This is a genomic window from Lentzea alba (genome assembly GCF_011067745.1).
Taxonomy (GTDB): Bacteria; Actinomycetota; Actinomycetes; order Mycobacteriales; family Pseudonocardiaceae; genus Lentzea; species Lentzea alba.
This window is the reverse complement of the sequence record NZ_JAAMPJ010000002.1, coordinates 1-26,348: the sequence shown is the minus strand read 5'-3', so window position 1 is coordinate 26,348 and position 26,348 is coordinate 1. Positions and strand designations below refer to the sequence as shown.

The 26,348-nt window shown below is 68.0% G+C and carries 29 protein-coding genes; 20 read left to right on the top strand and 9 right to left on the bottom strand.

What is annotated here, in order from left to right:
- Positions 1–590: 590 nt before the first annotated feature.
- Positions 591–1,742 carry a glycogen synthase gene (gene glgA, locus G7043_RS08350; RefSeq protein ID WP_166045026.1) on the bottom strand — a complete coding sequence of 384 codons (1,152 nt, stop codon included), beginning with the start codon at positions 1,740–1,742 and terminating at the stop codon, positions 591–593.
- 88 nt (positions 1,743–1,830) lie between these two features.
- On the opposite strand from glgA, the gene glgC reads away from it, so the two are divergent.
- On the top strand, positions 1,831–3,045 hold the full coding sequence (glgC, locus tag G7043_RS08345) for a glucose-1-phosphate adenylyltransferase (RefSeq protein ID WP_166045025.1): 1,215 nt from the start codon (positions 1,831–1,833) through the stop codon (positions 3,043–3,045).
- On the opposite strand, the gene G7043_RS08340 is transcribed toward glgC, so the two are convergent.
- Both G7043_RS08340 and G7043_RS08335 read right to left on the bottom strand, forming a co-directional pair.
- A complete protein-coding gene (locus G7043_RS08340; protein WP_166045024.1) occupies positions 3,042–5,279 on the bottom strand; it encodes an SdrD B-like domain-containing protein in 2,238 nt (745 codons plus the stop codon). The two genes, glgC and G7043_RS08340, sit on opposite strands and share 4 nt — an antisense overlap.
- 104 nt (positions 5,280–5,383) lie before the next feature.
- Positions 5,384–6,016 (bottom strand): O-methyltransferase, encoded by a 633-nt coding sequence (locus G7043_RS08335; protein ID WP_166045023.1) that lies wholly within the window; start codon positions 6,014–6,016, stop codon positions 5,384–5,386.
- Between the two features lie 198 nt (positions 6,017–6,214).
- On the opposite strand from G7043_RS08335, the gene sigE reads away from it, so the two are divergent.
- The 5 genes from sigE to G7043_RS08310 all read left to right on the top strand — a co-directional run bounded on the left by sigE (position 6,215) and on the right by G7043_RS08310 (position 9,769).
- Positions 6,215–6,817 (top strand): RNA polymerase sigma factor SigE, encoded by a 603-nt coding sequence (gene sigE / locus G7043_RS08330; RefSeq protein WP_166045022.1) that lies wholly within the window; start codon positions 6,215–6,217, stop codon positions 6,815–6,817.
- Positions 6,814–7,344, top strand: a complete 531-nt coding sequence (locus G7043_RS08325; RefSeq protein ID WP_242642069.1) for a zf-HC2 domain-containing protein — start codon at positions 6,814–6,816, stop codon at positions 7,342–7,344. Before sigE ends, G7043_RS08325 begins: the two co-directional genes overlap by 4 nt.
- Positions 7,345–7,409: 65 nt before the next feature.
- Positions 7,410–8,930, top strand: a complete 1,521-nt coding sequence (locus G7043_RS08320) for a S1C family serine protease (protein WP_166045021.1) — start codon at positions 7,410–7,412, stop codon at positions 8,928–8,930.
- A 17-nt stretch (positions 8,931–8,947) separates the two neighbouring features.
- Positions 8,948–9,322 carry a Sec-independent protein translocase protein TatB gene (gene tatB / locus G7043_RS08315; RefSeq protein ID WP_166045020.1) on the top strand — a complete coding sequence of 125 codons (375 nt, stop codon included), beginning with the start codon at positions 8,948–8,950 and terminating at the stop codon, positions 9,320–9,322.
- Positions 9,323–9,325: 3 nt separating this feature from the next.
- A complete protein-coding gene (locus G7043_RS08310) occupies positions 9,326–9,769 on the top strand; it encodes a hypothetical protein (RefSeq protein ID WP_166045019.1) in 444 nt (147 codons plus the stop codon).
- Here G7043_RS08310 and G7043_RS08305 read toward each other — a convergent pair.
- Positions 9,766–10,911, bottom strand: a complete 1,146-nt coding sequence (locus G7043_RS08305) for an Mrp/NBP35 family ATP-binding protein (RefSeq protein ID WP_166045018.1) — start codon at positions 10,909–10,911, stop codon at positions 9,766–9,768. The two genes, G7043_RS08310 and G7043_RS08305, sit on opposite strands and share 4 nt — an antisense overlap.
- A gap of 103 nt (positions 10,912–11,014) precedes the next feature.
- On the opposite strand from G7043_RS08305, the gene G7043_RS08300 reads away from it, so the two are divergent.
- Both G7043_RS08300 and G7043_RS08295 read left to right on the top strand, forming a co-directional pair.
- Positions 11,015–11,482 (top strand): MarR family winged helix-turn-helix transcriptional regulator, encoded by a 468-nt coding sequence (locus G7043_RS08300; protein WP_086662734.1) that lies wholly within the window; start codon positions 11,015–11,017, stop codon positions 11,480–11,482.
- Entirely contained in the window at positions 11,479–11,877 is a 399-nt protein-coding gene (locus tag G7043_RS08295) for an NUDIX hydrolase (protein ID WP_166045017.1), read from the top strand. The genes G7043_RS08300 and G7043_RS08295 overlap by 4 nt, the downstream gene beginning before the upstream one ends.
- Positions 11,878–11,883: 6 nt before the next feature.
- Here G7043_RS08295 and G7043_RS08290 read toward each other — a convergent pair whose 3' ends face one another.
- Genes G7043_RS08290 through G7043_RS08275 form a run of 4 tightly spaced genes read right to left on the bottom strand, consistent with a single transcriptional unit; the run spans position 11,884 to position 14,804 of the window.
- Positions 11,884–12,369: a DUF1003 domain-containing protein gene (locus tag G7043_RS08290; RefSeq protein WP_166045016.1), complete on the bottom strand. Its 486-nt coding sequence runs from the start codon at positions 12,367–12,369 to the stop codon at positions 11,884–11,886.
- Positions 12,362–13,615: a magnesium transporter MgtE N-terminal domain-containing protein gene (locus G7043_RS08285; protein WP_166045015.1), complete on the bottom strand. Its 1,254-nt coding sequence runs from the start codon at positions 13,613–13,615 to the stop codon at positions 12,362–12,364. Before G7043_RS08285 ends, G7043_RS08290 begins: the two co-directional genes overlap by 8 nt.
- A 14-nt stretch (positions 13,616–13,629) precedes the next feature.
- Positions 13,630–14,469, bottom strand: coding sequence for an aminoglycoside phosphotransferase family protein (locus G7043_RS08280; protein WP_166045014.1), 840 nt, complete (start codon positions 14,467–14,469; stop codon positions 13,630–13,632).
- Complete coding sequence (locus G7043_RS08275) at positions 14,466–14,804, bottom strand: hypothetical protein (protein WP_313887756.1); 339 nt, start codon at positions 14,802–14,804, stop codon at positions 14,466–14,468. The genes G7043_RS08280 and G7043_RS08275 overlap by 4 nt, the downstream gene beginning before the upstream one ends.
- Before the next feature lie 110 nt (positions 14,805–14,914).
- On the opposite strand from G7043_RS08275, the gene G7043_RS08270 reads away from it, so the two are divergent.
- Together G7043_RS08270 and G7043_RS08265 are read left to right on the top strand one after the other, a co-directional pair.
- The gene (locus tag G7043_RS08270) at positions 14,915–15,874 is read left to right on the top strand and encodes an HpcH/HpaI aldolase/citrate lyase family protein (RefSeq protein WP_166045013.1); all 960 of its coding nucleotides are present in this window, start codon (positions 14,915–14,917) and stop codon (positions 15,872–15,874) included.
- A 146-nt stretch (positions 15,875–16,020) separates the two neighbouring features.
- Positions 16,021–16,197: a hypothetical protein gene (locus G7043_RS08265; protein WP_166045012.1), complete on the top strand. Its 177-nt coding sequence runs from the start codon at positions 16,021–16,023 to the stop codon at positions 16,195–16,197.
- 14 nt (positions 16,198–16,211) lie between these two features.
- Here the strand turns inward: G7043_RS08265 and G7043_RS08260 are convergent, their stop codons facing one another.
- The gene (locus G7043_RS08260; RefSeq protein ID WP_166045011.1) at positions 16,212–16,586 is read right to left on the bottom strand and encodes a DUF4190 domain-containing protein; all 375 of its coding nucleotides are present in this window, start codon (positions 16,584–16,586) and stop codon (positions 16,212–16,214) included.
- 202 nt (positions 16,587–16,788) lie between these two features.
- Here G7043_RS08260 and G7043_RS08255 point away from each other — a divergent pair, with 202 nt between their 5' ends.
- The 10 genes from G7043_RS08255 to G7043_RS08210 all read left to right on the top strand — a co-directional run bounded on the left by G7043_RS08255 (position 16,789) and on the right by G7043_RS08210 (position 26,225).
- Positions 16,789–17,985, top strand: a complete 1,197-nt coding sequence (locus G7043_RS08255; RefSeq protein ID WP_166045010.1) for an acyl-CoA dehydrogenase family protein — start codon at positions 16,789–16,791, stop codon at positions 17,983–17,985.
- A gap of 80 nt (positions 17,986–18,065) precedes the next feature.
- Positions 18,066–18,887 (top strand): hypothetical protein, encoded by an 822-nt coding sequence (locus tag G7043_RS08250; protein ID WP_166045009.1) that lies wholly within the window; start codon positions 18,066–18,068, stop codon positions 18,885–18,887.
- A 27-nt stretch (positions 18,888–18,914) separates the two neighbouring features.
- Complete coding sequence (locus G7043_RS08245; RefSeq protein WP_166045008.1) at positions 18,915–19,514, top strand: hypothetical protein; 600 nt, start codon at positions 18,915–18,917, stop codon at positions 19,512–19,514.
- Between the two features lie 26 nt (positions 19,515–19,540).
- Positions 19,541–20,035: a hypothetical protein gene (locus tag G7043_RS08240; protein ID WP_166045007.1), complete on the top strand. Its 495-nt coding sequence runs from the start codon at positions 19,541–19,543 to the stop codon at positions 20,033–20,035.
- A 53-nt stretch (positions 20,036–20,088) separates the two neighbouring features.
- Positions 20,089–20,649: a general stress protein gene (locus G7043_RS08235; protein ID WP_166045006.1), complete on the top strand. Its 561-nt coding sequence runs from the start codon at positions 20,089–20,091 to the stop codon at positions 20,647–20,649.
- 171 nt (positions 20,650–20,820) lie between these two features.
- Complete coding sequence (locus G7043_RS08230; RefSeq protein WP_166045005.1) at positions 20,821–22,074, top strand: ABC transporter substrate-binding protein; 1,254 nt, start codon at positions 20,821–20,823, stop codon at positions 22,072–22,074.
- Complete coding sequence (locus G7043_RS08225) at positions 22,071–23,030, top strand: carbohydrate ABC transporter permease (RefSeq protein ID WP_166045004.1); 960 nt, start codon at positions 22,071–22,073, stop codon at positions 23,028–23,030. The genes G7043_RS08230 and G7043_RS08225 overlap by 4 nt, the downstream gene beginning before the upstream one ends.
- Entirely contained in the window at positions 23,030–23,875 is an 846-nt protein-coding gene (locus G7043_RS08220) for a carbohydrate ABC transporter permease (RefSeq protein ID WP_166045003.1), read from the top strand. The genes G7043_RS08225 and G7043_RS08220 overlap by 1 nt, the downstream gene beginning before the upstream one ends.
- 8 nt (positions 23,876–23,883) lie before the next feature.
- Positions 23,884–25,068 (top strand): ABC transporter ATP-binding protein, encoded by a 1,185-nt coding sequence (locus tag G7043_RS08215; RefSeq protein WP_166045002.1) that lies wholly within the window; start codon positions 23,884–23,886, stop codon positions 25,066–25,068.
- Between the two features lie 269 nt (positions 25,069–25,337).
- Positions 25,338–26,225, top strand: a complete 888-nt coding sequence (locus G7043_RS08210) for an SDR family NAD(P)-dependent oxidoreductase (RefSeq protein WP_166045001.1) — start codon at positions 25,338–25,340, stop codon at positions 26,223–26,225.
- The last annotated feature ends 123 nt before the right edge of the window (positions 26,226–26,348 follow it).

Below are 26,348 nucleotides of genomic sequence, written 5' to 3'. Positions count from 1 at the left end.
CGTCGGGCAGCACGGCGAGGAAGTCGCGACCGGCGATGAGGTCCTGCTGCTTCGACGGGTCGAACTCCTTGCCGTCGGTGCGCACGAGCTTGCCGGTCGGGGTGCTGCGCTTGCCGCTCTCAGGCACCTGCGGCGACTGCACCTCGTAGCGGATCTCGTCATCCTTCTTGGTGACTTCCTTCAGCGGCACGGGCACCCAGTCGGTGCCGGCGCCGGTGCCGGGGACCTGAACGGGTCCGCACCACAGCCGCTTGTCCACCTCGGCCTCGAGGCCGGTCTTGGCGAACCAGCAGCTGACCGCCGCGGCGCCCGCCCGTGCCACGTAGCCGTAGTCGAGCGTGTAGGCGAGCTGCGCCTCGGCCTGTGCCTGCAGCTCAGCGGCGTCGGCGAGCTTCCTGCCCTCGACGGTGAGCTGGACGGCGGTCGGCTGTGGTGCGGGAGCTGTGGCGCATCCGGTCACTGCGAGGAGGACCGTCAGACCCAGCAGCGCACAACGCACAGTTCTCGCGCCCCTCACCAGTTGAAGTCAAAGCGTCACTACTGGTTAAAGGCGGCGGTAACCGTTTGGGGTTGCCCCGACCGAGTGTGGCTCAGATCACAGCGCGGTAGACCTCGACCGTCTGCTCGGCCATGGCGGACCAGGAGAACTCCTGCTCGGCCCGCTTGCGTCCGGCGGCCCCGAAGCGCCGGGCGCGGTCCGGGTCGGCGATCAATTCGTTGATCGATTGGGCAAGATCAAGTCGATATGTCGACAAATTGTGCTCGTCGTAGTGGACGAGCAGACCCGTCTCGCCGTGCACGACGACCTCCGGGATGCCGCCGACATCACTCGCGACGACCGCCGTGCCGCACGCCATCGCCTCCAGGTTCACGATGCCGAGCGGCTCGTAGACCGACGGGCAGACGAACACCGTCGCGTGGCTGAGGATCTGCCGCACCTCGGCGGGCTGCAACATCTTCTGGATCCAGAAGACGCCTTCCCTGCCCGACGCGAGCTCGCTGACCGCCTGTTTGGTCTCCTCGGCGATCTCCGGCGTGTCCGGGGCACCGGCGCAGAGGACGATCTGGGCGTCAGGGTCGATGTGGTGCGCGGCGGCGACGAGGTGACCGACACCCTTCTGCCGGGTGATCCTTCCCACGAAGGCCACGATCGGCTTCTCGGGATCGATGCCGCGCGAGGTGAGCGCGTCCGTCTCCGTGACGGGGTGGTAGGCGTTGGAGTCGATCCCGTTGCGCACCACGTGCACCCTCGCCGGGTCGAGCGCGGGGTAGGCGTCGAGCACGTCGGCCCGCATCCCCTCGCTCACGGCGATGATCGCGTCCGCGTGTTCGTACGCGGTTCGCTCGGCCCACGACGAGATCCGGTACCCGCCGCCGAGCTGCTCGGCCTTCCACGGCCGGCGCGGCTCCAGCGAGTGCGCGGTGACCACGTGCGGGATCCCGTGCAGGAGTTTGGCCAGGTGACCGCCCATGTTGGCGTACCAGGTGTGCGAGTGGACGAGGTTCGCCGCAGCCACCGCGGAGGCCATCTCGAGGTCGACCGCGAGGGTCGTGAGAGCCGCGTTCGCCTGCTCCAGGCTGTGCGGTGGGTTGTGAGCCGTCGCGTCCGATCTCGGCGCACCGAAGCAGTGCACGTCGACGTCGACGAGCTCGCGGAGATGGGGCACGAGGAATCCCACGTGCACGCCAGCGCCGCCGTAAACCTCCGGTGGGTACTCCCGCGTCATCAGCGCAACTCGCACGCCCCCACCGTAGATCACAGCGGTACTTGTTGGGACAAAGCAGTTTGCGTCTGGTTGAAGCGCGATCGCACAGATAGGGTCACATACCGTGAAGGGGCAGCCGCACGTTCTCGGAATTGTGCTTGCCGGTGGTGAAGGCAAGCGCCTGTGGCCACTGACGGCCGACCGCGCGAAACCGGCTGTGCCCTTCGGGGGCAACTACCGGCTGGTCGACTTCGTGCTGTCGAACCTGGTCAACGCGGGGCTCGCGAAGCTCTGCGTGCTGACGCAGTACAAGTCGCACTCGCTGGACCGCCACATCTCGACGACGTGGCGCCTGTCCAATGTGCTCGGTCAGTACGTGACACCGGTCCCGGCGCAGCAACGCCTGGGCCCTCGCTGGTACACGGGTTCGGCAGACGCGATCTTCCAGTCGCTGAACCTCGTCCACGACGAGAAGCCGGACCACGTGGTGATCTTCGGTGCCGACCACGTGTACCGGATGGACCCCGGCCAGATGATCTCGCAGCACATCGAGTCGGGCGCGGCCGTGACCGTGGCCGGCATCCGGGTGCCGCGCACCGAGGCCAAGGCCTTCGGCTGCATCGACAGCGATGCCTCGGGGAAGATCACCCGGTTCCTGGAGAAGCCGTCCGAGCCGCCGCACGTACCGGACGATCCGGACGTCACTTTCGCTTCGATGGGCAACTACGTCTTCACGACCGAGGCGCTGCTGGACGCGCTGCGCGGGGACGCGTTGAACCCGGACTCCGACCACGACATGGGTGGCGACATCATCCCCATGCTGGTGGACCGGGGTAAGGCGCACGTCTACGACTTCCAGGACAACGAGGTTCCCGGCGCCACGGACCGGGATCGCGGGTACTGGCGTGACGTGGGAACCATCGACGCCTACTACGACGCCCACATGGACCTGGTTTCGGTCCATCCGATTTTCAACCTCTACAACCAGTTGTGGCCTATTCGGACGGCCACGCCGCCGTTGCCTCCCGCGAAGTTCATCGCGGGAGGGTCCGCTGAGGACTCGATGGTGGGACCCGGGTCGATCATCTCCGGGAAGATCCACGGGTCGGTGATCTCTTCGGACGTCACGGTCGAGGTCGGGTCCGTGGTGCAGGGGTCGGTGCTGCTGCCCGGGGTTCGAATCGGCAAGGGTGCCGTGGTGCGACGGGCTATTTTGGACAAGAACGTCGTGGTGCCGGACGGTGCGTTGATCGGTGTGGACGCGCCGATGGACCGTGAGCGCTACACGGTGTCCGCGAGCGGGGTCACGGTCCTCGGCAAGGGCGTCCGGGCTTACTAGCAGCCGGTCAGCTTGATGTCGTCCTGACCCTCGAACCGGCGGCCGTCGACCGTGCGGCCCATGAGGGTCGCGCTCGTCATGCCGCACGTCAGACCGGTCCTGGTCGCGTCGAACTGGCAGACCAGGTCGGCCCTGCCGTCGTCGTCGACGTCCTCACCCGGCGATCCGCAGCGGATCAGGCTCTGCTCCAGGCCGGTGGCGCCGAACGTGAGGCTGGTCCGGTCGACGCTCGCCACGGCGTCGAACTCCGCGGTGGACAGGATCGCCACCGGGATCACGCCCTCCTTCTTGAGGTTGATCGAACTGGGGAAGCTGCGCGGCTTCACGTCCGGCGGCACCCACGAGATCGAGCGGACGTCGTTCGCGCGGTCCGTGTCCTCCGGGTGCGGTTCGTCGGCGGCGATCACCGCGGTCGTGGTGAGCAGGTGCCTCCGGTTCTCGGTGCAGGACACCGTCCAGTCCTTCGTGAACGTCGCGGTGGTGCCGACGCCGAGGACGTGCGTCTGCTGCTGGCCGGTGTTCGGCGAGACCGTGCAGTCCGCCGGTGCGCCGAGACTGACCGTCGTCAGCGTGTGCACCGCGTCGGCCGGTCCGGCGTTGCTGACCGTCGTCGTGGTGGTGCAGGCGAAGTCCTGCGTGCGGTACTGACGTTCGGTGCAGGTCAGGCGGATGTCGCTGACGGAGAGGTCGACCCGTTCGAACACCTCGACGCGGTCGGTCGCGCTGCCGTCGTTGTTGGCGGGGTCGGGGTCGATGACGTGCAGGTGGTCGAGCACGGCCTTCGACGACGCGGTGAAGTCGTGGTAGCTGCGGTTCGCGCAGGTCACGTTCCACTTCGACGAGACGGTCACCGGGCTGCTGATCGACACCTCGTGGGTCGTGGCGGTGGTGGGGGTCAGCGTGCAGTCGGCGGGGCCGGTGAGGCCGAGCGCGACGTCGGTGTTCGCCGGGCCGTGGTCACCGCGGTTGATCGCCACGGTCGTGGCGGTGCACTCGAACTGGTCGCGGACGTAGGTGCGGCTCGCACAGTCGAGCTGAGTGCTGTCGATGCCGACGTTCGCCTCGTCGATCACGGCGATGGTGGCGCTGGTGGTCCGGTGGTTGCTCGCCGGGTCCGGATCGGTGACGCCGGGCGTGGTGATGGTCAGCGTGTTCTCGAACGACAACGGGTGGAAGCTCGGATCGAGGCAGGTGACGGCCACCTCGAAGATCACCTCGACCGGCCGGCCGAGCACGAGCTGCCGGGTTGCGGGCGGCGGTGTGGTGAACGAGCAGTCCGGCGGGCCGGAGGCGGAGATCGCGTCCTGGACCTCGATGATCGGGGCCGGGCCGCGGTTCTCCAGCAGCGCGCGGACGCGCAGGGTGTGTTCGGTGTCGGCGGTCATCTCGGTGGGCGGGTCGACGACGTCGAAGGCGACCTTCACGGCGTCGGCCTTGGTCTCCACGTTGCCGAAGTCGCGGCCGTCGAACCGGGCGTCGCCGATGTTCGGGGCCACGTTCAGGGTGTGCCGCTCGGGTCCGCTGGTGCGGGTCCAGCCGTCGCGGCTCTCCTCGGTGAGGGCGTAGTCGCCGGGCAGGTGGCCGTCGAGGCGGAACTCGTAGTAGCCGTTGCCGTCGGTGGTCGTCGTGGCGACCGCGCCGGTGCCCTGACCAGCGTCGGAGCGGTCGCGGTGCAGGGTGACGGTCCAGCCGGCCAGGCCGGGCTCACCGGCGTCGCGGACGCCGTTGCGGTTGGCGTCGTGGTACTTGTGCCCACTGATCACCGGCACCGGCTTGCCAGACTTGTCCAGCGAGAAGTTTCCGCAGGCCAGCCCGATGAAGCTGCCGCCGTACGTCATCGAGTGCAGCACGACCGGGCGTTCGGAGAAGGCGTCGACGACCGCGCGGTAGTGCTCCTGCCCAGGCGTGCACGGGACGTCCTGGGGCATGTCGACGTCGCAGCCCGACCATTGTTCCGCATTCGTGTGGAATTGTCGGAGGCCGGTGGGTGCGTACCAGAGGAAATTGCGGTTGAAGCCGCGTCCGACGTAGTAACCCTCAGCGTCCCGGATGTTCTGCGGAGTGAGTTCCGTGTGGATTCCGGGATCGATGATGTAGGTGTTGCGGCCGCATGAGGAGTTGACCATGTCGTCGCCGTTTCCCCAGCAAGGGGTGGTTGCGGCGGCGGGTGTCGTCAGGCCGATGACCGGTATCGCGGCAGCCGCCAGTGCGGCGAGAACTCTTGTTGGTTTCACCTGAGCCCCTTTCGGGGAATTGGCCGTCCCCGACCCTGCGGAGGGCATGTCGAATCGTCGTGAAGCGTTGTTACCACTTCACTCAGGTGGGCCAACCGGCTTTCTTATGGCCTGCGCGCCGCGACCAGCAGTCCGTCGCCCAGCGGGAGCATGACCGGGACGAGCCGGTCGTCCTCCTTCACCAGCCGGGCGATGTCCCGCATGGCCTGGGTCGACTCGTCCCGCTTGGTGGGATCGACGACGGCGCCGTGCCACAGCACGTTGTCGAACGCGATGACGCCGCCGGGGCGCAGCATCCGCACGCCGTGCTGGAGGTACTGCGGGTACTCGGGCTTGTAGGCGTCCACGAACACGAGGTCGTAGGCCGCGTCGGTGAGACGGGGCAGCACGTCCAGCGCCTTGCCCATGATCAGGCGGGTGCGCGAGGGCGAGATGCCGGCGGACGCGTAGGCCTCGCGGGCGGCGCGTTGGTGCTCGGGGGCCACGTCGATCGAGGTCAGGATGCCGGAGGCGGGCATGCCCGCGAGCAGGTAGAGGCCGCTGGTGCCCGCTCCGGTGCCGATCTCGACGACGGCCTTGGCTTGCAGCGCCGTGGCCAGGAACCGCAGTGCGGCCCCGCCACCTGCGCCGATGGGCACGCAGCCCAGTTCCTGGCCGCGTGCTCGTGCTGCCAGGTGCACGTCGTCCTCGGGGAGGTACTGCTCGACGTACTCCCGCAGGGCCGATTCCGCTGTCACGGGTACGCAGGCTAGTGCCACAGGTGCCCAAAACGGGTGAACGCGGCCCGAACCGAGATTCTCAGGATGCTCTCAGCCCACTCTCACGATCGTTTAAAGAGAGCAGGAGAAGGTACAGAAGCAAGAAGCCAGGCTCTAGTCGGGAACAAGCCGGACTCGACGTCCGTTGAGCCGCATAAGGGTCGCCGGGCGGCCCACATGGAGGTGCCGAAACACCTGATGCGCACGCAGTCGAGTTCGCTGGAGGCCGTCGCGCCCATCGAGACGGCCGACTGGACGCCGCCCTCGTGGGACGCCATCGTCCGCGAGCACGCGGACAGGGTCTACCGGCTCGCGTACCGCCTGACCGGCAACCAGCACGACGCCGAGGACCTGACCCAGGAGACGTTCATCCGCGTCTTCCGGTCGCTCGCGTCGTACAAGCCGGGCACCTTCGAGGGGTGGCTGCACCGCATCACCACCAACCTCTTCCTCGACATGGCTCGCCGCCGCAGCCGCGTGCGCATGGAGGCGCTGCCCGAGGACAACGACCGCCTCGAGGGTGACGACCTGTCCCCTGAAGAGATCTACGACGAGAACCACCTCGACCCCGACCTGCAGGCCGCGCTGGACGAGCTCCCGCCGGAGTTCCGCGCCGCGGTCGTGCTCTGTGACGTGGAAGGACTCTCCTACGAGGAGATCGGCGCCACGCTCGGGGTGAAGATGGGTACCGTGAGGAGCAGGATCCACCGGGGTCGTCAGGCTCTGAGGGTCGCGCTCGAACGTCGTCGTCGGGAATCGTTGCTGGAGGACTCTGCATGACCGACCTCCGTGGTTGGGGCCTGCCTGAGCAGCACCTGTTGCCGGACGCCGTGGTCGCGTTCGTGGACGGAGAACTGTCCTCGATCGCACACGAGCGAGCCTCGTCGCACATACAGCGCTGTGGCTTCTGCGCTTTCGAGACCTACACCCAGCAGCAGGCGCGCGCCGCGGTGCGCACCGCCGCCGCGCCCACGGCGTCGGCGTCGCTGCTGGACCGGCTCGGGGCCATCCCGCAGGAGGTCGAGCTGCCGTCCGCACCGGACGGGCTCGCGATCACCGAGGACGGACAGTTCGTCGCCGTGCAACGCACCGACAAGCCCGCGTTCGGCTCGGGCCCGGTGCTGGGGTCGTCGAGACCTCTGGGCAGCAACGGCTGGTTCAGCGCCCGCCGCGCCCGCCAGGGTGCCGGGGTCGTCGTGAGCGGCATGCTGCTCGGCGCGCTCGCGTTCACCACGCCGGACAGCGACGCGCCTGTTTCGCCGTCCGCGCCGCAGAACGCCCGCGCGGTCTTCGCGACCACCCCCTGACAGTCATTTCACCGCTCTTCAGGCAGGCTGTAGCTCAGCACTCCTAGCGGAAAATTCGGGGAGAGATGAGCCAGCAGTCGCCCAACGGCCAGACGCCCACACCCGTTTCCGGAGTGGACGACGGAGCGCATCGCAGGCTCCGGCCACGGCCCTTGGCGCAGCCGCCGGTCGACCCCGCGTACGCGACAGCCTTCGGCCGCCCGGACGGTGTCTCCAGCGCGTTCGCCGCGCGTGACGTGCCGGTGCCCGCCGTTCAGTCGGCGCCGCCACCTCCCGAGTCGCTCGTCAGCGCGTTCGGCCGGCAGGGCTCCGCGGAGCTGCTGCAGCGGCCCCCTCAGCCGATGTCCGACCCCGATCCGGACATCGATCCGGTGTTCTGGGGCGACAAGCCCGCCGGTGACCCGTGGCGCGACCCCGCCTCCGGTGCCGTGATCGGCCCGCCCGCCGTGGGCGAGGACCCGCCGGGCGAACCTGAGAAGAAGGCCGAGCCCGGTCCGCAGCTGAGCGTTCCCGAGCTGATCTTCGGTCGTCGCGTGAAGTCGACCGCCCTCGCGTTGCTGATGGTCGCGGCGCTGCTCGTCGGCTCGGTCGGCGGCCTGATCGGCTGGCTGATCGGCAGGGCCGGAAACCCGCTCACCGACTCGACGGTCACCCTGGCCGAGGTCGAGGAGGGCAAGGAGCGCCCGGCCGGTTCGATCTCGGACATCGCCAAGCGCGTCACGCCCAGCGTGGTGTCGATCGAGTTCAAGGGCGCCAACGTCGCGGGCGTCGGCTCCGGCGTCGTCATCGACGGCGGCGGCTACATCCTCACCAACGACCACGTGGTGGCCCCGGCCGCCCAGGACTCGTCGGCCAAGCTCAGCGCCGTCTTCACCGACGGCACCCGCGCCCAGGCCCGCGTCGTCGGCCGCGACCCGAAGACCGACCTCGCCGTCATCAAGGTCGAGGTCACCAACCCCACGGTCCTGCAGTTCGGCAACTCCGACGAGCTCCAGGTCGGCGACAGCGTGATCGCCATCGGCTCGCCGTTGCAGCTGTCCAACACGGTCACCGAGGGCATCGTCTCCGCGCTGCACCGCCCCGTGACGGCGGCCGGCGAGAACGGCGGCCCCCAGGTCACCTACGACGCGATCCAGACCGACGCGGCCATCAACCCTGGCAACTCGGGCGGCGCGCTGGTCGACTCGCGCGGCGCCCTGATCGGCATCAACTCCTCGATTCGCACCGAGACCGGCGGTTCGGTCGGCCTCGGCTTCGCGATCTCCGGCAACCAGGCCCGCAAGATCAGCCAGGAGCTGATCCGCAGCGGTCAGGTCAAGCACGCGGACATGAACGTCAACGTCAAGTCCGTGTCCGCGGAGACCTCCGAGGGCGCCCAGGTGCAGAACGTCCCCGCCGGAGGTGCCGCGGCCGCCGCCGGCATCCAGGAGGGCGACGTGATCACCAAGGTGGGCAACCGCATGGTGCGCAACGCCGCGGAGCTCGTCGTGGCCGTGCGCGAGCACGAGATCGGCCAAACGGTCCAGGTCACGCTCGCCCGCCAGGGCCGCGAACTCAAACTAGACGTAACCCTCAAGAGCGACTGACAAGTAGGCTGGGACCCGTGTTCGACAGCATCGGATGGGTAGAGATCCTCATCATCGTCGTCGCGGGTCTCTTCATCCTGGGACCCGAACGCCTGCCGTCCGCGGCAGCATGGCTGGGCAAGACGGTGCGCCAGGTCCGCGAGTACGCGACCGGCGCGCGGGAGCAGCTCAAGCAGGAGATGGGGCCGGAGTTCGAGTCGCTCCGCAAGCCCCTCGAAGACCTGCGCGAGCTCCGCAACTTCGACCCGAAGCGCGCGGTCACCAAGCACCTGTTCGACGATCCCGAGCCCACCAAGGCCAACGGCTACCCGACGCCCTCGACGCCGACCGCGCCCGAGCAGCGGCCGCTCGCACCCGGCGAGCGCCCACCGTACGACCCGGACGCGACCTGACGGGTGGCGCCTTGCCTCGACGTCTACGTGCGGCTGCCGCGCCTGGACCGCCTTGACGTGCAGAGCTTCCTCGAAGCGCACGTGGCGAACTGGCGGGAGTCGCACGCATGGCTCTCAGACAACGCCTCCGAGATCCTGCAAGCCGGCCTTGCCGGCTCCCCGTCCGGCGAGACGTTGTACGCCTCGGCAACCAGCGGAGTTCGCGATCCCGAGCTGGACTTCGTGATCGTCGCGTTTCCCCGGGACGCGGGCATCGTCCTGGGAGTGTCGATCGACCTGGAACCAGACCAGGACGCCGCGGCAGGGCTGGCCGAGCGGTGGCTGGTCCGGCTGCTCGACGAAGTAGGTGCTCAGCAGGGGTTCGTGCAAGCCGAGGAGCCGCCACCGCTGACCGAGGCCGAGTGGCAGGCCGAGATGGAGCGCGCCCTCATCGCGCGCTCCGTCTAGCGGCCGGCGGGGGAGACGTTCAGCAAGCGACCCGCCAGGCCGCGGGAGCGGACGGACAGCTTCGTCGCCACCTCGGTGAGCACCTTGGCCGCCGCCGAGTCCGGCACGGCCTGCACGATCGGCGTGCCCGAGTCGCCGTTCTCCCGCAGGCGCGGGTCCAGCGGCACCTGGCCGAGCAGCGGCACCTCGGAGCCGATGGTCTTGGAGAGCGACTCCGCGACGGCCGCACCGCCACCGGAACCGAAGACCTCCATGCGCGAGCCGTCGGGCATCTCCATCCACGACATGTTCTCGATCACGCCCGCGACCCGCTGCCGCGTCTGCAGCGCGATCGACCCGGCCCGCTCCGCCACCTCGGCGGCGGCCTGCTGCGGCGTGGTGACGACCAGGATCTCGGCGTTCGGCACCAGCTGGGCCACCGAGATCGCGACGTCGCCGGTGCCGGGCGGCAGGTCGAGCAGCAGCATGTCCAGGTCGCCCCAGAACACGTCCGCGAGGAACTGCTGCAGCGCGCGGTGCAGCATCGGGCCGCGCCACACGACCGGCGTGTTGCCCGGCGTGAACATGCCGATCGAGATCACCTTCACGCCGTGCGCGGACGGCGGCATGATCATCTTCTCGACCTGGGTGGGACGGCCGTCGGCGCCCAGCATGCGCGGGATCGAGTGGCCGTAGATGTCGGCGTCGACGATGCCGACGGACAGGCCGCGCGCGGCCATCGCCACGGCGAGGTTCACGGTCACCGACGACTTGCCGACGCCGCCCTTGCCGGACGCGACGCAGTACACGCGCGTCAGCGAGCCCGGCTGGGCGAAGGGGATGACCGGCTCCTCGGCGCCGCCGCGCAGGGTCTTGCGCAGCTCGGTGCGCTGAGCGTCGCTCATCACGTCGAGGTCCACCCGGACCGACGAGACGCCGTCCAGGGCCTGGACCGCCTCGGTCACGTCCTTGGTGATCTTGTCGCGCATCGGGCACCCGGCGACCGTCAGGAACACCCCGACGACCACGGCACCGTCGGAGCCCACCTCGACGTCCTTGACCATGCCGATCTCGGTGATCGGGCGCCGGATCTCGGGGTCCTGCACACCGGCGAGCGCCTTGCGGACGTCCTCGACGGTGGGGAGGGGCTGCGTGGTGGTCACCCAGCCATGCTACGTCCGGTTCAGGCCTGTCCTACCGGCTGGTCACTTTTGACGACAGGCCCAGGTCGTAGCCGGGTCGGAGCTGTCCGTAACATCGACGTCCGTGCCGGAATCGGGTAGTTCCCGGTTGCCCACCCGTGTCGAGCTAGGGGTGTGGCGATCGTTCCTCCGCGCGCATGCACGGATCACGAGGGTCCTCGAGGCCGAACTGATTGCTGAGCAGCGCCTATCGCTCGCGGCGTACGACGTGCTGGTCCAACTGGCCGAGACGCCTTCCATGCGCATGCGCATGACCGAACTCGCCGATGCCGTCCTGCTGTCCCGCTCTGGCGTGACCCGCCTGGTGGACCGCCTGGAACGCGCCGGTCTGGTCGGGCGGGAACGCGCCGACGGTGATGGACGCGGCATCGTGGCCGTGCTCACACCGCTCGGGGCAGAACGTCTCCGCAGCGCGTCCGCGACACACCTCGCGGGTGTCGCGGAGCACTTCGGGGAGAGCTTCGGGCCAGGTGAGCTCGAAGCCTTCGGCCGCACGTGTGATCGCTTGGCAGCGGACGACATCTTTCCGTGATCACCGTGGTGGGACTTGTGCACGTCGAGGCTGGCCGCCTCCTCGTTGCGCGCTCACGCAACAAGAAGGCCTTCTACCTTCCCGGCGGCAAGATCGAGGCGGGAGAGTCCCCTGAGGACGCTCTGCGCAGGGAGGTCCGGGAGGAGCTCGGGATCGGGCTCACTCATCCCGCGGTCCTCAAGCGCTACGTCGCCCCGGCGTACGGCGAGGGTGAAGGCGCGATGGTCGACATGACCTGTTTCACGGCACGGCTTCTGGGCACGCCGCGGCCCATGGGCGAGATCGCCGAACTCACTTATGTGACGCACGACGAGTACCGCGAGCACGCCGAGACGGCGCCCGCGATCCACGAGGTTCTGGCAGACCTGGTCGCGAATGGACAGATCAACGGGTGATTCGGCTCACGGCCGGACTTTCCTCTGGTTGTTCTGCTCCTTCACCAGCTTCTCCAGCTCACCCCGGATGAAGTCGCGCGTCGCCACCTCACCCACGGCCAGCCGCAGCGCCGCCAGCTCCCTGGCCAGGAACTCGGTGTCCGCCTTCGTCTGCGCGGCCCGCGCCCGGTCCTCCTCCAGCGACACCCGGTCCCGGTCGTCCTGCCGGTTCTGCGCGAGCAGGATCAGCGGCGCGGCGTAGGCGGCCTGGGTCGAGAACGCCAGGTTCAGCAGGATGAACGGGTACGGGTCCCAGCGCAGCGACACCGCGACGAGGTTCACCGTGATCCACGCGATGACGATCATCGTCTGCCAGAACAGGAACTTGCCGGTGCCGAGGAACCGCGCGAGCCGTTCGGAGAACTGACCGAACGCGTCGGGGTCGATCGAGAAGCGCAGGCCGCGCGGCTCGCGCGGCTGGTCGAGTCTGCGCCTGGGCAGCAGTTCAGGCATGGCTCAGTCCCGTCTCGCGCCAGTTGTCCGGCAGCAGGTGGTCCAGCACGTCGTCCACGGTGACGGCGCCGAGCAGGTGCTCGGTCTCGTCGAGCACCGGGGCGCACACCAGGTTGTAGGTGGCGAAGTAGCGCGTCACGTCGCTCAGCGAGGCGTTCGGCGACAGGTACGCCATGTCCGTGTCGAGCACGCCGGCGACCAGGTCGAACGGCGGTTCGCGCAGCAGCCGTTGGATGTGCACGCAGCCCAGGTAGCGGCCGGTCGGGGTCGCGGAGGGGGAGCGGCACACGAAGACCATCGACGCCAGCGCCGGCGTGAGGTCGGGATTTCGCACTCGTGCCAACGCTTCCGCGATCGTCGCGTCCGGGGTGAGGATGATCGGCTCCGGGGTCATGAGACCGCCGGCCGTGTCGAAGGAGTACTCCAGCAGGCGCCGGACCGGTTCGGACTCCTCGGGTTCCATCAGTTCCAGCAGCCGGTCCTTGGTGTTCTCGGCCAGCTCCGCCAGCAGGTCCGCCGCGTCGTCCGGGTTCATCGCTTCCAGGATGTCCGCGGCGCGTTCTTCGTCCAGGTGCGCCAGAACGTCCTTCTGGTCCTCTTCGGACAGTTCCTCGATGACGTCCGCGAGCCGTTCGTCGTCGAGCGCGTCGGCGACCTCGTAGCGGCGCTTGGGCGGCAGTTCGTGCAACGCGTTCGCGACGTCCGCGGCACGCATGCCCTCGAACACCGCGACCAACTGCTGCGCGCCCTGCGGCTGGCCCGCGATCTCGTTCACGCTCAGGCCGCCGACGTCCTCCCACTGGAACACCTGCACCGGACCCTTGGGGCTGAACCGGCCGGTGCGCTGCCGGGCGGCGACGCGGACCATCCGCCAGTCGCGGGTGCGGGTGAGCTCCATCGCGGCGTCCACGACCACGGCCGTGTTGCCGTCCTCGAGCTGGATCCTGGCGTCGAGCAGCTCGCCGATCACCAGCACCTCGTTGACGCGCTGGTGGAACGGCCGCAGGTTCACCGAGCCCGTCGCGAGCGTCACGGCGTTCGGCTCGATCGAGGTGAGTCGCAGCATCGGCACGAAGATCCGCCGGCGCGTCACCAGCTCGACGACCATGCCGAGCACGCGCGGTGGCTGCCGGTCTATTCGGAGGCTGATCACGACGTCACGGGCTTTGCCGACGGGTTCGCCGTCGGGGCCGAAGACGGGAAGTCCGGCCAGCTGAGCGATGTAGACCCGGTTCACAGCCACCACATGACCAGGCTAGATCAGGACCTGACCGCCCACCCGGCGATCTCGGCGAGGTTGGCCGCAAAGTCCTCGAAGTCCTCTTCCAGACACCAGGTCCAGTTCGCGACCGCCCGGTACAGCGTCCAGTCCCGTGCCTTCGTCACGTCCAGCTCGGCGGCGTCGCAGATCGTGAGGAAGCGGTCGGTCAGGCCCTTGCGGCCGTCGAGCTCGTCGAACCTGTTCCACAGCAACGGAATCACGCTGTACTCGGGGTCGCCGGCCAGCGGCTTCGGGTCGATCATCAACCACGGCTCGCGGTCGCCGCGCAGCACGTTCTCGTAGTGCAGGTCCTCGTTCACCAACGTGGTGCCCATGACCCTGTTGTCGGCAACGTCACGTGCCGCGGCGAACAGTTCGCGCGGGATCGCCGGGTGATCTCGCAGCTCGCCCTGGAACCTGCGGATGTCCGCGGGCGCGGGCAGATCGCGGTGCCGGCGCAACAGCCCGCAGATCACCCCGATTGCCTTGTCGATCGGCTCGTCGTCCAGCGAGTGCGTGTGGTCGAGGCGTTCGAGCAGGAGAGCGCCGAGCTCCTCGTCGTGGTCGAGCAGCCGGACCGCGCCGTCGCCGTTGTAGGCCCGCAGCGCCAGCGGTTCGTCCTCGGTCTCCTCGTCGACCCAGGTGATCTTGAGTGCCGCCGGGTGTCCGTCGGCCTGGCGCACCGGGAGCACGACGGCGCACATGCCGTTCAGCAGCGGTCCGGCCGGGGTGAGCTGCCAGCGGGAGCACGCCTTCGTGGCGAGCTTCGGCAGCGAGGCCACCCACTCGTCCGCCCGGTCGCCGAGAGCCTGGCCGAAGCCTTCCGGAACGGTGATCATGCGCTGAACTCCAGCCGGTACACCGCTTCCCACTCCGGCTTGGTGTTGAGCCGCGCGGTCTTGAGGGCCTGCGTCGTCTCCTCGTCGGGTTCAGCGAGGTGCGCCGTCGCGGGAGCGTCGATCAGGTGCGAGTGCGTGCTGGGGGAGCGGACGGTGACGGTGACCTTGGCCTGGTCGCTGAGGCCCGGCACCTGCTGTTCGCTGCCGCCGGTGATGACCCACAGCGCGTCGTCGCGCCAGTGCGCGTGCACGAGACGGGGTTCGTGGCCGGGTGAGGTGATCCAGACGGCTGCCGCCTTGCGCAGCGCCGCATCGAGGATTCGAGTGATCTCCACCGGTTCAGCCTGCCAGGGTTTGTGAAACGGGACTCAGCGAATATGCGCCCGGAGATGATGCGTGCCACTGTGGCGCACATAGTTACCGGCCGGTACGAGGAGGTACTCCAGTGGTCGACCAGCAGCGTCCCCGTCGCTCGTGTCTGGCGGTCCCCGGCTCGAGCCAGAAGATGATCGACAAGGCGCGCACGCTGCCGGCGGACCAGGTGTTCCTGGACCTGGAGGACGCCTGTGCGCCGCTGGCCAAGCCGGACGCCCGCAAGACCATCGTCGCCTCGTTGAACGAGGGTGGCTGGGGCGACAAGGCCCGCGTCGTCCGCGTCAACGACTGGACGACGGAGTGGACCTACCGCGACGTCATCGAGGTCGTCGAGGGCGCCGGTGCGAACCTCGACTGCATCATGCTGCCGAAGGTCCAGACGGCCGAGCAGGTCGTCGCGCTCGACTTCCTGATCACCCAGATCGAGAAGACGATGGGCTACGAGGTCGGCAAGATCGGCATCGAGGCGCAGATCGAGAACGCCCTGGGCCTGAACAACGTCAACGCGATCGCCACCGCGTCCCCGCGCGTCGAGACGATCATCTTCGGCCCGGCGGACTTCATGGCGTCGATCAACATGAAGTCGCTGGTCGTCGGCGAGCAGCCGCCCGGCTACGACGTGGGTGACGCCTACCACTACATCCTGATGCGGATTCTGATGGCCGCGCGGGCTCACGACAAGCAGGCCATCGACGGCCCCTACCTGCAGATTCGCGACGTCGAGGGCTACCAGCGCGTGGCCGGTCGGTCCGCGGCGCTGGGCTTCGACGGCAAGTGGGTGCTGCACCCCGGCCAGATCGACGCGGCCAACGAGGTCTTCAGTCCGAAGCAGGACGACTACGACCACGCCGAGAACATCCTCGACGCGTACGAGTTCTACACGTCGGAGGCCGGCGGCAAGCGCGGTGCGGTGATGCTCGGCGACGAGATGATCGACGAGGCGTCGCGCAAGATGGCGTTGGTGATCTCCGGCAAGGGCCGTGCCGCGGGCATGTCGCGCGCGAACGTGTGGACGCCGCCGGAGGACTGAGGTCCGTTACGGATTGTGCGCTACTTCACCCCAAATGTTACTGGACGTGTTCGACCGTCACAGGTTGCATTCAAAAAGGGTGAGGTGACGCACAATCCGTCACCGAAGTTTGCGATCTTGCCCCGGTGTGGGGGCATGCTCTTGGCATGTCACATTCGAGTAACGGCAAGGCGAGCAGACGGTTGCGGCTCTTCAAGCGCCGTGAAGACGACCTGCTCGAGCGCAGCATTCGCAGCTGCCCGGGATGCGATGCCGACGTCCACGTGTTCGCCGACGTCTGCCGCCACTGCGGTGGCGCTCTGGAGATCGCCCTCGCGGGCTGAGTTCCCCGGTCAGGTCAGCGATAGCCCCCGTTGACGGCCGCGACGATCGCGACGATGTACAACGCGACGACCAGCAGCCAGCCGACGATGACCACGTAGCCGATGATGATGCCGGCGAGCGCCATGCCGTGGCCCTCTTCCTCGCCGCGCTTGATCTTCCCCATCGCGATGTGCCCGAAGATGACGCCGACGATCGCCGTCACGCCACAGGTCGCGAAGCCCACGAGTGACAGCACGAGCGCCAGAATCGCGTTCGTCTGCGACTTCGGCGGTGGCGGGTATCCGTAGCCGTACATGGGCTGCTGGCCGTACGGGCCAGGCTGGCCGTAGGGCTGTTGCTGGCCGTACGGATCACCCGGCTGCTTCGGGCTGTACGGGTCGTAGGTCATCGCTGGTCCCCCTAGATGTGGTGAGCCGGGATCTTAAGGTCCGCCCGGCGAGTTCGTCGCGTGCGGGTGCGCGATTCCGCCAGTCAGGGATGCTGTTTCGGTACAGCTGACGCAGCTGTGTTGCGGAGAGCACACCGCTGTCGCAAACGAGCGTTAACCGGTCCATACTCGCCGGTAACTCTTGTTTTGGAAGGGAAGTGCGATGGCGCGCCTCGCCCAGACCGCGGGTCTCACGGACATCCAGGAAGAAATCCTCGCGACCGTTCGCACGTTCGTGGACAAGGAAATCATTCCGCACGCCCAGACGCTGGAGCACGGCGACACGTACCCCGCCGACATCGTCGAGGGCATGAAGGAAATGGGCCTCTTCGGCCTGACGATCCCGGAGGAGTACGGCGGCCTCGGCGAGTCCCTGCTGACCTATGCACTGGTCGTCGAGCAGATCGCACGCGGCTGGATGAGCGTCTCCGGGGTCATCAACACGCACTTCATCGTGGCGCACATGCTCAAGCAGCACGGGACGCCCGAGCAGAAGGAGAAGTACCTGCCGCGCATGGCCGCCGGCGAGGTGCGCGGATCGTTCTCCATGTCCGAGCCAGAACTGGGCTCCGACGTGGCGGCGATCCGCACGAGGGCCGCCAAGTCGGACTCGGGTTACGTGATCAACGGCCAGAAGATGTGGCTGACCAACGGTGGCACGTCGAACCTGACCGCGGTGCTGGTCAAGACCGACGAGGGTGCCGACAAGCCGCACCAGAACCTCACGACGTTCCTGGTCGAGAAGCCCGAGGGCTACGGCGAGGTCCTGCCGGGCCTCACGATCCCCGGCAAGATCGACAAGATGGGCTACAAGGGCGTCGACACCACCGAGATGGTGTTCGACGGCTTCGAGATCGCCGCCGACCAGGTGCTCGGCGGCGTCACGGGCCAGGGCTTCCGGCACATGATGGACGGCGTCGAGGTGGGCCGGGTCAACGTGGCGGCCCGCGCGTGCGGCATCGCGATCCGCGCCTTCGAGCTCGCGATCGAGTACTCGCAGCAGCGCAGGACCTTCGGCAAGGCCATCGCCGAGCACCAGGCCATCGCCTTCAAGCTCGCCGAGATGGCCACCAAGGTCGAGGCGGCGCACCTGATGATGGTCAACGCCGCCCGGTTGAAGGACTCGGGCCAGCGCAACGACGTCGAGGCGGGCATGGCCAAGCTCATCGCGTCCGAGTACTGCGCCGAGGTCACGCAGGAGTCGTTCCGCATCCACGGCGGCTACGGCTACTCCAAGGAGTACGAGATCGAGCGCCTGATGCGCGAGGCCCCGTTCCTGCTGATCGGCGAGGGCACGTCGGAGATCCAGAAGACGATCATCTCCCGCGGCCTGCTCCGCGACTACCAGTCGCGCGGCTAGACGTTCCTCCGTTAGGGGCCATTCTTTCACGAGAGTGGCCCCTAACGGTTTTTGTCTGGGAGCCATAGGGTTCGCTCACTTTGAGCACAGATCTGACGCTTCCGAGACCTGTGTCGCCGCCGCACGTGGTCCGCCTGGAGCTGGACACGTTCTCCGTCGTCGACCGTCCCGCGCTGGCCACCTGGTTCGGGGCCCTGTTCACCGAACTGCTCGAACCCCTCTGCCCGGCCTCGGTGACGGAGCTCGTGTCGGTGGCCCGCGACTACCGGCCATCAGACACAACGCCCTGGGGGCCACCGGGTTATGCGCGCCTGCTGCTCTCTTCGGGTGAGTTCACCCTTCCGTCGTGGGAGGCCGCACTGACGGAGCTGCCGTCGTTCCTGCGCGTGCAACTGGTCCAGCTCGACTTCCAGGGCCTTCCCCTGGTCGACGACGGCTGGTGCGCGGAGATCCTGTTGAAGGACGACCCCGCGTTCCCGCACCAGATCGTGGTCACCGCTGCCCGCTCGTTGTTCGGCGGCTGGATTTCCCATGCCGTGCAACAGGATTGGCTGTCGATGTTCCGGTCGGGCGCGTCGCTGGTGCGCGCGTCGGGCGGCTGGATCACCCTGGACCGGGTGGGAGTGCGGACCGCACACGAGGTAGCGGTGGGCGTGGGCCTCGACGAATCTCTTTTCATGGCAGCGGAACTGGCTCGCGGCCCGCACTGGGCGACGTTGCTCGGCCCGCGTCAGGTCGCTGCTTTGGGTGGTGTGCAACAGGTTTGCTCGACGGCGCCCTGCTTCTCGGTCACCGATCTGGGTGGCGGGCGGCTTTTGTTGCAGCTCACCGAACACCTCGACGAGGTCCCCGCGGAGGCGGTGGACGCGCTGGCGAAGTTCCTCCAGCCCGTGCTGCACTGACCGATCATCGGTGGGACTCTGTCGTTCGTGAGGCCATCCCCCAAAACCGACGCGCTGGTAGCCGTGGACACCGCCCTGCACCCGACCGGCTTCGTCCGCCGGGGTCACGTCTGGCGGCAGGACCGCGGCGACGGCGTGTCCGGCTGGCTCGGTTTCGCCGTGGCGGGCTCGCTGGAGCTCACCCCGCTGGTCGGCGTGTGCTTCGCGCGCTACGACGAGGTGTGCCGCACGCTCGGCGTCGGCATCCCCGGGACACCCCTGCTGTCCACTCCGCTCGGGTGGCTGATGGGGGAGAAGCCGGTCTGGAAGTGGGTCTTCGAACCCGGCGGTGACCACGCGGCTGTCGCTTCGTCGCTGGTGAGCGCGTTTCTCAAGCACGGCAAGCCGTACATCGACAAGCGGGCCGAGTGGGGCGCGGTGTCGAAGGAGCTCGTCGGCAAGCCCGAGACGTTGCTCGACTTCGAACGGGCGCGGAAGCTCGCGATCATCCACGTCCTGAACGGCAATGCCGGGGCGGCCGGTGAGGTGCTGAAGAAGGAACGCGAGCGGGTGGCGGACAAGGCGGACGTGTACGCGCGGTCGTACCGGGCCTTCGCGCACCGGTTCGAAATCGCCTTTCCCGGCTGACGGGGCACGGCAACACTGTTCGGGTGATGGAGAGGGCACGCCAGTCGCTGGCAGAGCTGGTCGGTGAGCGGTGGCGTCAGGTCGGCCGCGCCTGCGACCTCGTGTGGCTGGGCTTCGGGCCGCTTCGTGAGACGACCGACCACCGGGGCGGTGCTCGCGAGAGGGCCGAGTACGCGCTGCACCTGCAGTGCGGGTGGCGGCTGTCCCTCGGGGACAAGCGCCTCACCGGGGCGTCCGACGTCTACCTGCCACCGTCCGGCCGGACCGGTGAGGGCAAGTTCGACTGGGACGTGCAGGGGGCCAACAGGTTCGACGTCCGGGCCGCGAAGCTGACCACGCTCCTGGCCGCCGAGCAGATCCTCGTGACGTCGGTCGAGGTGACCGGGGAGGGGAGCCTGACGGTGTTCCTCTCGGGCGGCCTCCGGATCGAGGCACCGCGCGGCGATTCGGGCAGCGAGGACTGGCGGTTCTTCCGGCCCCACCGCGACGAAGACCACGTGGTCATGCCGCCCGAGGACTGAAACCGGCAAAACACCCGCAGGCGTCTCAGCACGCCGCAGCGGGCACTGGCAGGATGGAACGATCAGCGCGTCCGACAGAGGTGGTCCCTGTGACGAGTCCGTTCGCCAACCCGAACCGGCCCGGTGTCCCGCCCCGCCTGCCCACCCCGCCGACGGGGTGGCCGATCGGCTCGTACGCCACGTACGAGGAAGCTCAGCGCGCGGTCGACTTCCTCGCCGTCGAGGACTTCTCGGTGCAGGACATCACCGTGGTCGGCGTCGACCTGATGCTCGTCGAGCGCGTCACCGGCAAGCTCACCTGGGGACGCGTGCTCGCGACGGGTGCGGCGAGCGGTGCCTGGTTCGGTCTCTTCGTCGGCCTGCTGCTCACCCTCTTCAGCCCGGAACCGGGAGTGACGGTCGGGCCGGTGCTGACCGGTCTGATCACCGGTGTGTTCTTCGGGCTCGTGTTCGCGGCGGTCGGGTACGGGTCGGCGCGCGGCAAGCGGGACTTCCAGTCGGCGAGCCAGTTGGTGGCGGGGCGGTATGACGTGCTCTGTCACCCGAAGTCGGCCGAGAAGGGGCGTGACCTGCTCGCGAAGCTCGCGATGCGGCCGGTCAACCCCAACAGCTGAGACTACGAAAAAACCCATTGGTTCTGAATCGTTGCTTCCCTTGGTTGCGGCTCCTGATCACCGGGCCTAGGTTCGGTTGACCGGTTCGCCCGGTGCGGCCGGTGGCACGACGAGGTGCCGGGCAGAAGGGTGGTCTGGCTCCTCCGTGTAGTCGGGAAGGAGGCAGGGCCGATGGGTGGGACACGGCGCTATCGACTTGCCGCCGGAGTGGGAGCCGCGGTGCTCGCGGCAGGAACCCTCACGGCGTGCGGGTCGGGCGACGGCGGCATCACCGTCAACGTCTACAAGTATCCCCAGGAGAACTTCCAGGCCGTCGTCGACAGCTGCAACGCGAAGGCCGGTGGGCGCTACCACATCGTCTACAACAAGCTGCCGCGCGAGGCGGACGGTCAGCGCGAACAGATGGTGCGCAGACTCGCGGCCGAAGACGACAGCATGGACGTGCTCGGGCTCGACGTCACGTGGACCGCGGAACTGGCGAAGGCGGGCTGGATCAGGGAGTTCACCGGCTCGGTCAAGTCGCAGGTGGAGAGCGGCACGCTGAAGACACCGCTCGACACGGCGACCTACGAGGGCAAGTTGTACGGAGCGCCGGACAACACCAACGTCCAGTTGCTCTGGTACCGATCGGACCTGGTGCCCACGCCGCCGAAGACGTGGGACGAGATGATCTCCATGGCCGAGGCGCTGGTGGCGGAAGGGAAGCCCGGCCGGATCGTGGGGCAGGGCAAGCAGTACGAGGGGCTCGTCGTGCTGTACAACACCCTCGTCAACTCCAACGGCGGCACCATCCTCGACGAGAACGGCACCAAGGCCGTCGTCGACGACAAGGCCGTGCAAGCGTTGGCGGCGTTGAAGAGGCTGGCGACGTCGAAGGCGATCGACCCGTCCTTCTCCAACGCGGCCGAGGACACCGCGCGGCTCGCCATGGAGGCCGGCAACGCGGCGTTCCAGCTCAACTGGCCCTACGTCTACGCGGCGGCGCAGAAGAAGCCGGACTTCGCGAAGAACTTCAAGTGGGCGCCGTATCCCACGGTGAGCGGTGAGGCCGCGAAGGTCACCGTCGGTGGGATCAACTACGCCGTCAGCAACTACACCACGCACCCGGACGAGTCGTTCGACGCGGTGTTGTGCTTGCGCAGTGCGGAAAACCAGAAGCTCGCCGCGCTCAAGGACGGTGTGCCGCCGACCATCGAGGCCGTCTACGACGAGCCCGAGATGGCCGAGGCGTACCCGATGCGCGACGACATCAAGGAGACGTTGAAGAACGCGAGTGTGCGGCCGCGCACGCCCGCGTACCAGAACGTCTCGACGGTCATCTCCACGATCCTGTCGCCGCCCGCGAGCATCGACCCGCAGGCCACGGCGGACAGGCTGCGCAAGGAACTGCAGGACGCTCTCGACTCGAAGGGGGTGCTGCCGTGAGTCAGACGACGACAGAAGGCACGGCGAAGACCGAGACGTCACCGGAAACCGTTGCGCCGAAGAAGAAAGTCGCGCTGAGCGAGGGCAAGAGGGCCGAGCGCAGACTCGGCTGGCTGCTCTGCGCGCCGGCCGCGATCACCATGATCGCGGTGACCGGCTGGCCGATCCTCTACTCGCTGCTGCTGTCGATGCAGCGGTTCGACCTGAAGTTCCCGGACCGCACCGAGTGGATCTGGTTCGACAACTACGTCACGGTGCTCAGCAGCCCGTACTGGTGGAACGCGGTCTGGGTGACCGTGTTGCTCACCGTCGTCACGGTCGCCGTCGAACTGGTGCTGGGCATGTCGCTCGCGCTGATCATGCACCGGGCGCTGGTCGGCCGGGGCATCGTCCGCACGACGACGCTGATCCCGTACGGCATCGTGACGGTCGTGGCCGCGTTCTCCTGGCGCTTCGCCTGGACGCCCGGCACCGGCTACCTCGCGGAGGCGCTCGGCGGCGATCCCGTGCTCACGGAGAAGATCCCGGCGCTGATGGTCGTGGGTCTCGCGGAGATCTGGAAGACCACGCCGTTCATGGCCCTGCTGCTGATGGCGGGCCTGGCGCTGGTGCCGGACGACCTGCTCAAGGCCGCCGCGATGGACGGTGCGAGCGGCTGGCAGCGGTTCATCAAGATCACCGTGCCGATCATGAAGCCGGCGATCCTGGTGGCACTGCTGTTCCGCACGCTCGACGCGTTCCGCATCTTCGACAACCTGTTCGTGCTCACCGCGGGTTCGCAGGGCACGTCGTCGGTGTCGATGCTGACCTACAACAACCTCATCAAGGGCTTGAACCTCGGCATCGGATCGACGATGTCGGTGTTGATCTTCATCATGGTCGCGATCATCGCGTTCGTGTTCATCAAGCTCTTCGGCACCGCTGCTCCCGGCAGCGACGACGGGGGGAAGCGCTGATGGCTGGTATCGGAGGAGCGGAGACCACCGGCAAGAAGGTCGGCTGGGGCGTGCTCAACACGGTCGTCGTGATCTACGCGCTGGTCCCGGTGCTGTGGATCGTGTCGCTGTCGTTCAAGTCGTCGGAGACGTTGGCGGACGGCAACTTCATCCCGCGCGAGTGGAGTCTGGAGAACTACCAGAACATCTTCTCCACGACCGAGTTCACGCGGGCGCTGGTCAACTCCATCGGCATCGCGATCATCGCGACCACGATCGCCGTGGTGTTCGGCACGATGGCCGCCTACGCCATCGCCAGGCTGGACTTCCCCGGCAAGAACCTGCTGGTCGGCGTCTCGTTGTTGATCGCGATGTTCCCGCAGGTCTCGCTGGTGTCCCCGTTGTTCGAGATCGAGCGCTCGCTCGGCCTGTTCGACACGTGGCCCGGCCTGATCCTGCCGTACATCACGTTCGCGCTGCCGCTCGCGATCTACACCCTGTCGGCCTTCTTCCGCGAGATCCCCTGGGAACTCGAGAAGGCGGCGAAGATGGACGGCGCGACACCGGGGCAGGCGTTCCGTCGCGTCATCGCACCGCTGGCCGCGCCGGGCGTGTTCACGACGGCGATCCTGGTGTTCATCTTCTGCTGGAACGACTTCCTGTTCGCGATCTCGCTCACCTCGACCGAGCAGACGCGGACCGTGCCGGTGGCGCTGTCGTTCTTCACCGGCAGCTCGCAGTTCGAGGACCCGGCCGGGTCGATCGCGGCGGCCGCCGTCGTGATCACCATTCCGATCATCCTCTTCGTGTTGTTCTTCCAGCGCCGGATCGTCGCCGGCCTGACCTCCGGCGCCGTCAAGGGGTGAGTTGACCAATGGCAGAGATCGTTCTGGACCAGGTGACCAAGCGGTATCCCGACGGCGCTTTGGCCGTGCAGGAAGTCAACCTGGAGATCGCGGACGGCGAGTTCATCATCCTGGTCGGACCGTCCGGCTGCGGGAAGTCCACCACGCTCAACATGATCGCGGGCCTGGAGGACATCACCGACGGCGAGCTGCGCATCGGCGGGCAGCGCGTCAACGAGCGGGCGCCCAAGGACCGCGACATCGCGATGGTGTTCCAGTCCTACGCGCTCTACCCGCACATGACGGTGAAGGAGAACATGGCCTTCCCGTTGCGACTGGCCAAGGTGGACAACGCCACGGTCGAGCGGAAGGTCCAGGAAGCGGCCGAGATCTTGGACCTCACCCAACACCTGGACCGCAAGCCGTCCAACCTGTCCGGTGGCCAGCGGCAGCGCGTGGCGATGGGCCGCGCGATCGTGCGCAGCCCCAAGGCGTTCCTGATGGACGAACCGCTGTCCAACCTGGACGCCAAGCTGCGCGTGCAGATGCGCACCTCGGTGTCGCGCCTGCAGAAGCAGCTCGGCACGACCACGGTGTACGTGACGCACGACCAGACCGAGGCGATGACCCTCGGCGACCGGGTCGTCGTCATGCGCGGCGGGGTCGTGCAGCAGATCGGCGCACCGCAGTTCCTCTACGAACACCCGGCCAACCTCTTCGTCGCCGGCTTCATCGGCTCGCCGTCGATGAACTTCGTACCGGCGACGCTGGAGAACGGCGCGCTGAGGTCGGTCCTCGGCGACTGCACGCTGACGGACCGGGTGCGGCAGCTGGTGGAGGGTTCCGACGCGCCCCGCGAGGTGATCATGGGCATTCGCCCGGAGCACTTCGAGGACGCCGCCCTGGTCGACGCGGCGGCGTTGTCGTCGGGAGGCAAGTTCACCTCGCAGGTGGACGTGCTGGAGTCGATGGGGTCGGACAAGTACGCCTACTTCAACCTCACCGGAGAGCAGGCGGCCTCGGCCGAGCTGCAGGAGCTCGCGGCGGACGCCGGAGCGGACGACGTGCCGGGTGACGGCATCTCGCTCGTGACGCGCCTGTCGTCGGCGTCCGGCGCGGTCGAGGGAGCCTCGGCGGACATCTGGTTCGACGCGGACAAGGTGCAGCTCTTCGATCCGTCCAGCGGCAGGAACCTGACCTACACGGAACGGTGAATTCTCGTTTTCCCGGCCGCCTTCCCCTCGCGGGAAGGCGGCCTCTTTTTGTCACTCGATCGGGTTAGGTCCAAAGGCCTTGGTCCGGAGGGACTGATTAGTCGGGGCCAACTGCCGGGCCGAACTCGGTTCGCCATTGGGCGCTCGGCAGCGACATCTCATCGAAACATGTTCTACGCCGCTTCGGTTAGTCCGCACGCTTGTCGAAGGCGGGTACAGGGCCACAGGGGGGTTCCGGGGAACCGCCGCTGAGTGAAAGAGAGCGTGCAATGGGGATCCTGGACGGAAAAGCGGTTGTCATCACGGGGGCCGGCCGAGGGCTGGGTGAGGCCTACGCCATGCACGCCGCCCTCGCGGGCGCGTCGGTCGTGGTCAACGACAACGACGGTGACCTGGCAGAACGGGTCGCGGAGCACATCCGCGGCTACGGCGGCCGGGCCGTCGCCTCGAACCACACGGTCGCCGACCCGAGCGAGGCAGCCAAGATCGTCGACCTGTGCGTCGACGAATTCGGCCGCGTGGACGGCCTGGTGAACAACGCGGGACTGAACTACGAGACCGCACCGTGGGAGGACGACCCCGAGACGATCAAGCACGTCGTCGAGGTGAACGTCCTGGGCGTCATCTACGTCGGAATCGCCGCGATGAGGGCGATGCGGGCGTCCGGTGGTGGCTCGATCATCAACATTTCCTCCGGCGCCTCCTTCGGCCAGCGCAAACTCGCCACCTATTCGGCGACCAAGGGCGCGGTGGCGTCGCTGAGCTACTCGTGGGCGCTCGACCTGGAAGCCGAAGGCATCCGCGTGAACGCCGTGTGCCCGGTCGCGCACACGCGGATGGTGTGGAAGTCGGAACGTTCGCTGCGCGCCATTCCGGCGGACCGTACGCCGGGCAAGGTGGCGCCGCTGGTGCTGTTCCTGCTCTCGGACCGCGCCGAGGGCATCACCGGTCAGGTCATCCGCTGCAACGGCCGTCAGCTCCACATCGTGGGGCAGCCGTACTTCAAGCAGCCGATCCTGGAGAGCGACAACTGGGACACCGCTTCGGTGGAGCGGGCGTTCACGGGCGTGCTGCAGGCTCACCTCGAACCGTACGGGTTGGAGAAGAGGATGCCTCCCCGGCTCCGTGCGCTGGTGGAGCCTTCGCAGACCGCCTAGTGTCGTGCGCCGGAAATCCGCCAGGTAAGTCTAGTGTGGGTTGATGGCGCGGATTGGACGTCCTCCTGCTGTGGTGACGTTGACCGAGCAGGAGCGGGAGACGCTGCAGCGGTGGGCGCGGCG

What these genes read in the sequence shown, in the direction of transcription:
- G7043_RS08265 (WP_166045012.1), top strand. Translation starts at nt 16,021, where the DNA reads ATGTCACATTCGAGTAACGGCAAGGCGAGCAGACGGTTGCGGCTCTTC.
- G7043_RS08230 (WP_166045005.1), top strand. Translation starts at nt 20,821, where the DNA reads ATGGGTGGGACACGGCGCTATCGACTTGCCGCCGGAGTGGGAGCCGCG.
- G7043_RS08325 (WP_242642069.1), top strand. Translation starts at nt 6,814, where the DNA reads ATGACCGACCTCCGTGGTTGGGGCCTGCCTGAGCAGCACCTGTTGCCG.
- G7043_RS08280 (WP_166045014.1), bottom strand. Translation starts at nt 14,469, where the DNA reads ATGATCACCGTTCCGGAAGGCTTCGGCCAGGCTCTCGGCGACCGGGCG.
- G7043_RS08240 (WP_166045007.1), top strand. Translation starts at nt 19,541, where the DNA reads ATGGAGAGGGCACGCCAGTCGCTGGCAGAGCTGGTCGGTGAGCGGTGG.
- G7043_RS08260 (WP_166045011.1), bottom strand. Translation starts at nt 16,586, where the DNA reads ATGACCTACGACCCGTACAGCCCGAAGCAGCCGGGTGATCCGTACGGC.
- G7043_RS08215 (WP_166045002.1), top strand. Translation starts at nt 23,884, where the DNA reads ATGGCAGAGATCGTTCTGGACCAGGTGACCAAGCGGTATCCCGACGGC.
- G7043_RS08220 (WP_166045003.1), top strand. Translation starts at nt 23,030, where the DNA reads ATGGCTGGTATCGGAGGAGCGGAGACCACCGGCAAGAAGGTCGGCTGG.
- G7043_RS08255 (WP_166045010.1), top strand. Translation starts at nt 16,789, where the DNA reads ATGGCGCGCCTCGCCCAGACCGCGGGTCTCACGGACATCCAGGAAGAA.
- G7043_RS08210 (WP_166045001.1), top strand. Translation starts at nt 25,338, where the DNA reads ATGGGGATCCTGGACGGAAAAGCGGTTGTCATCACGGGGGCCGGCCGA.
- G7043_RS08320 (WP_166045021.1), top strand. Translation starts at nt 7,410, where the DNA reads ATGAGCCAGCAGTCGCCCAACGGCCAGACGCCCACACCCGTTTCCGGA.
- sigE (WP_166045022.1), top strand. Translation starts at nt 6,215, where the DNA reads ATGGAGGTGCCGAAACACCTGATGCGCACGCAGTCGAGTTCGCTGGAG.
- G7043_RS08235 (WP_166045006.1), top strand. Translation starts at nt 20,089, where the DNA reads ATGGAACGATCAGCGCGTCCGACAGAGGTGGTCCCTGTGACGAGTCCG.
- G7043_RS08290 (WP_166045016.1), bottom strand. Translation starts at nt 12,369, where the DNA reads ATGCCTGAACTGCTGCCCAGGCGCAGACTCGACCAGCCGCGCGAGCCG.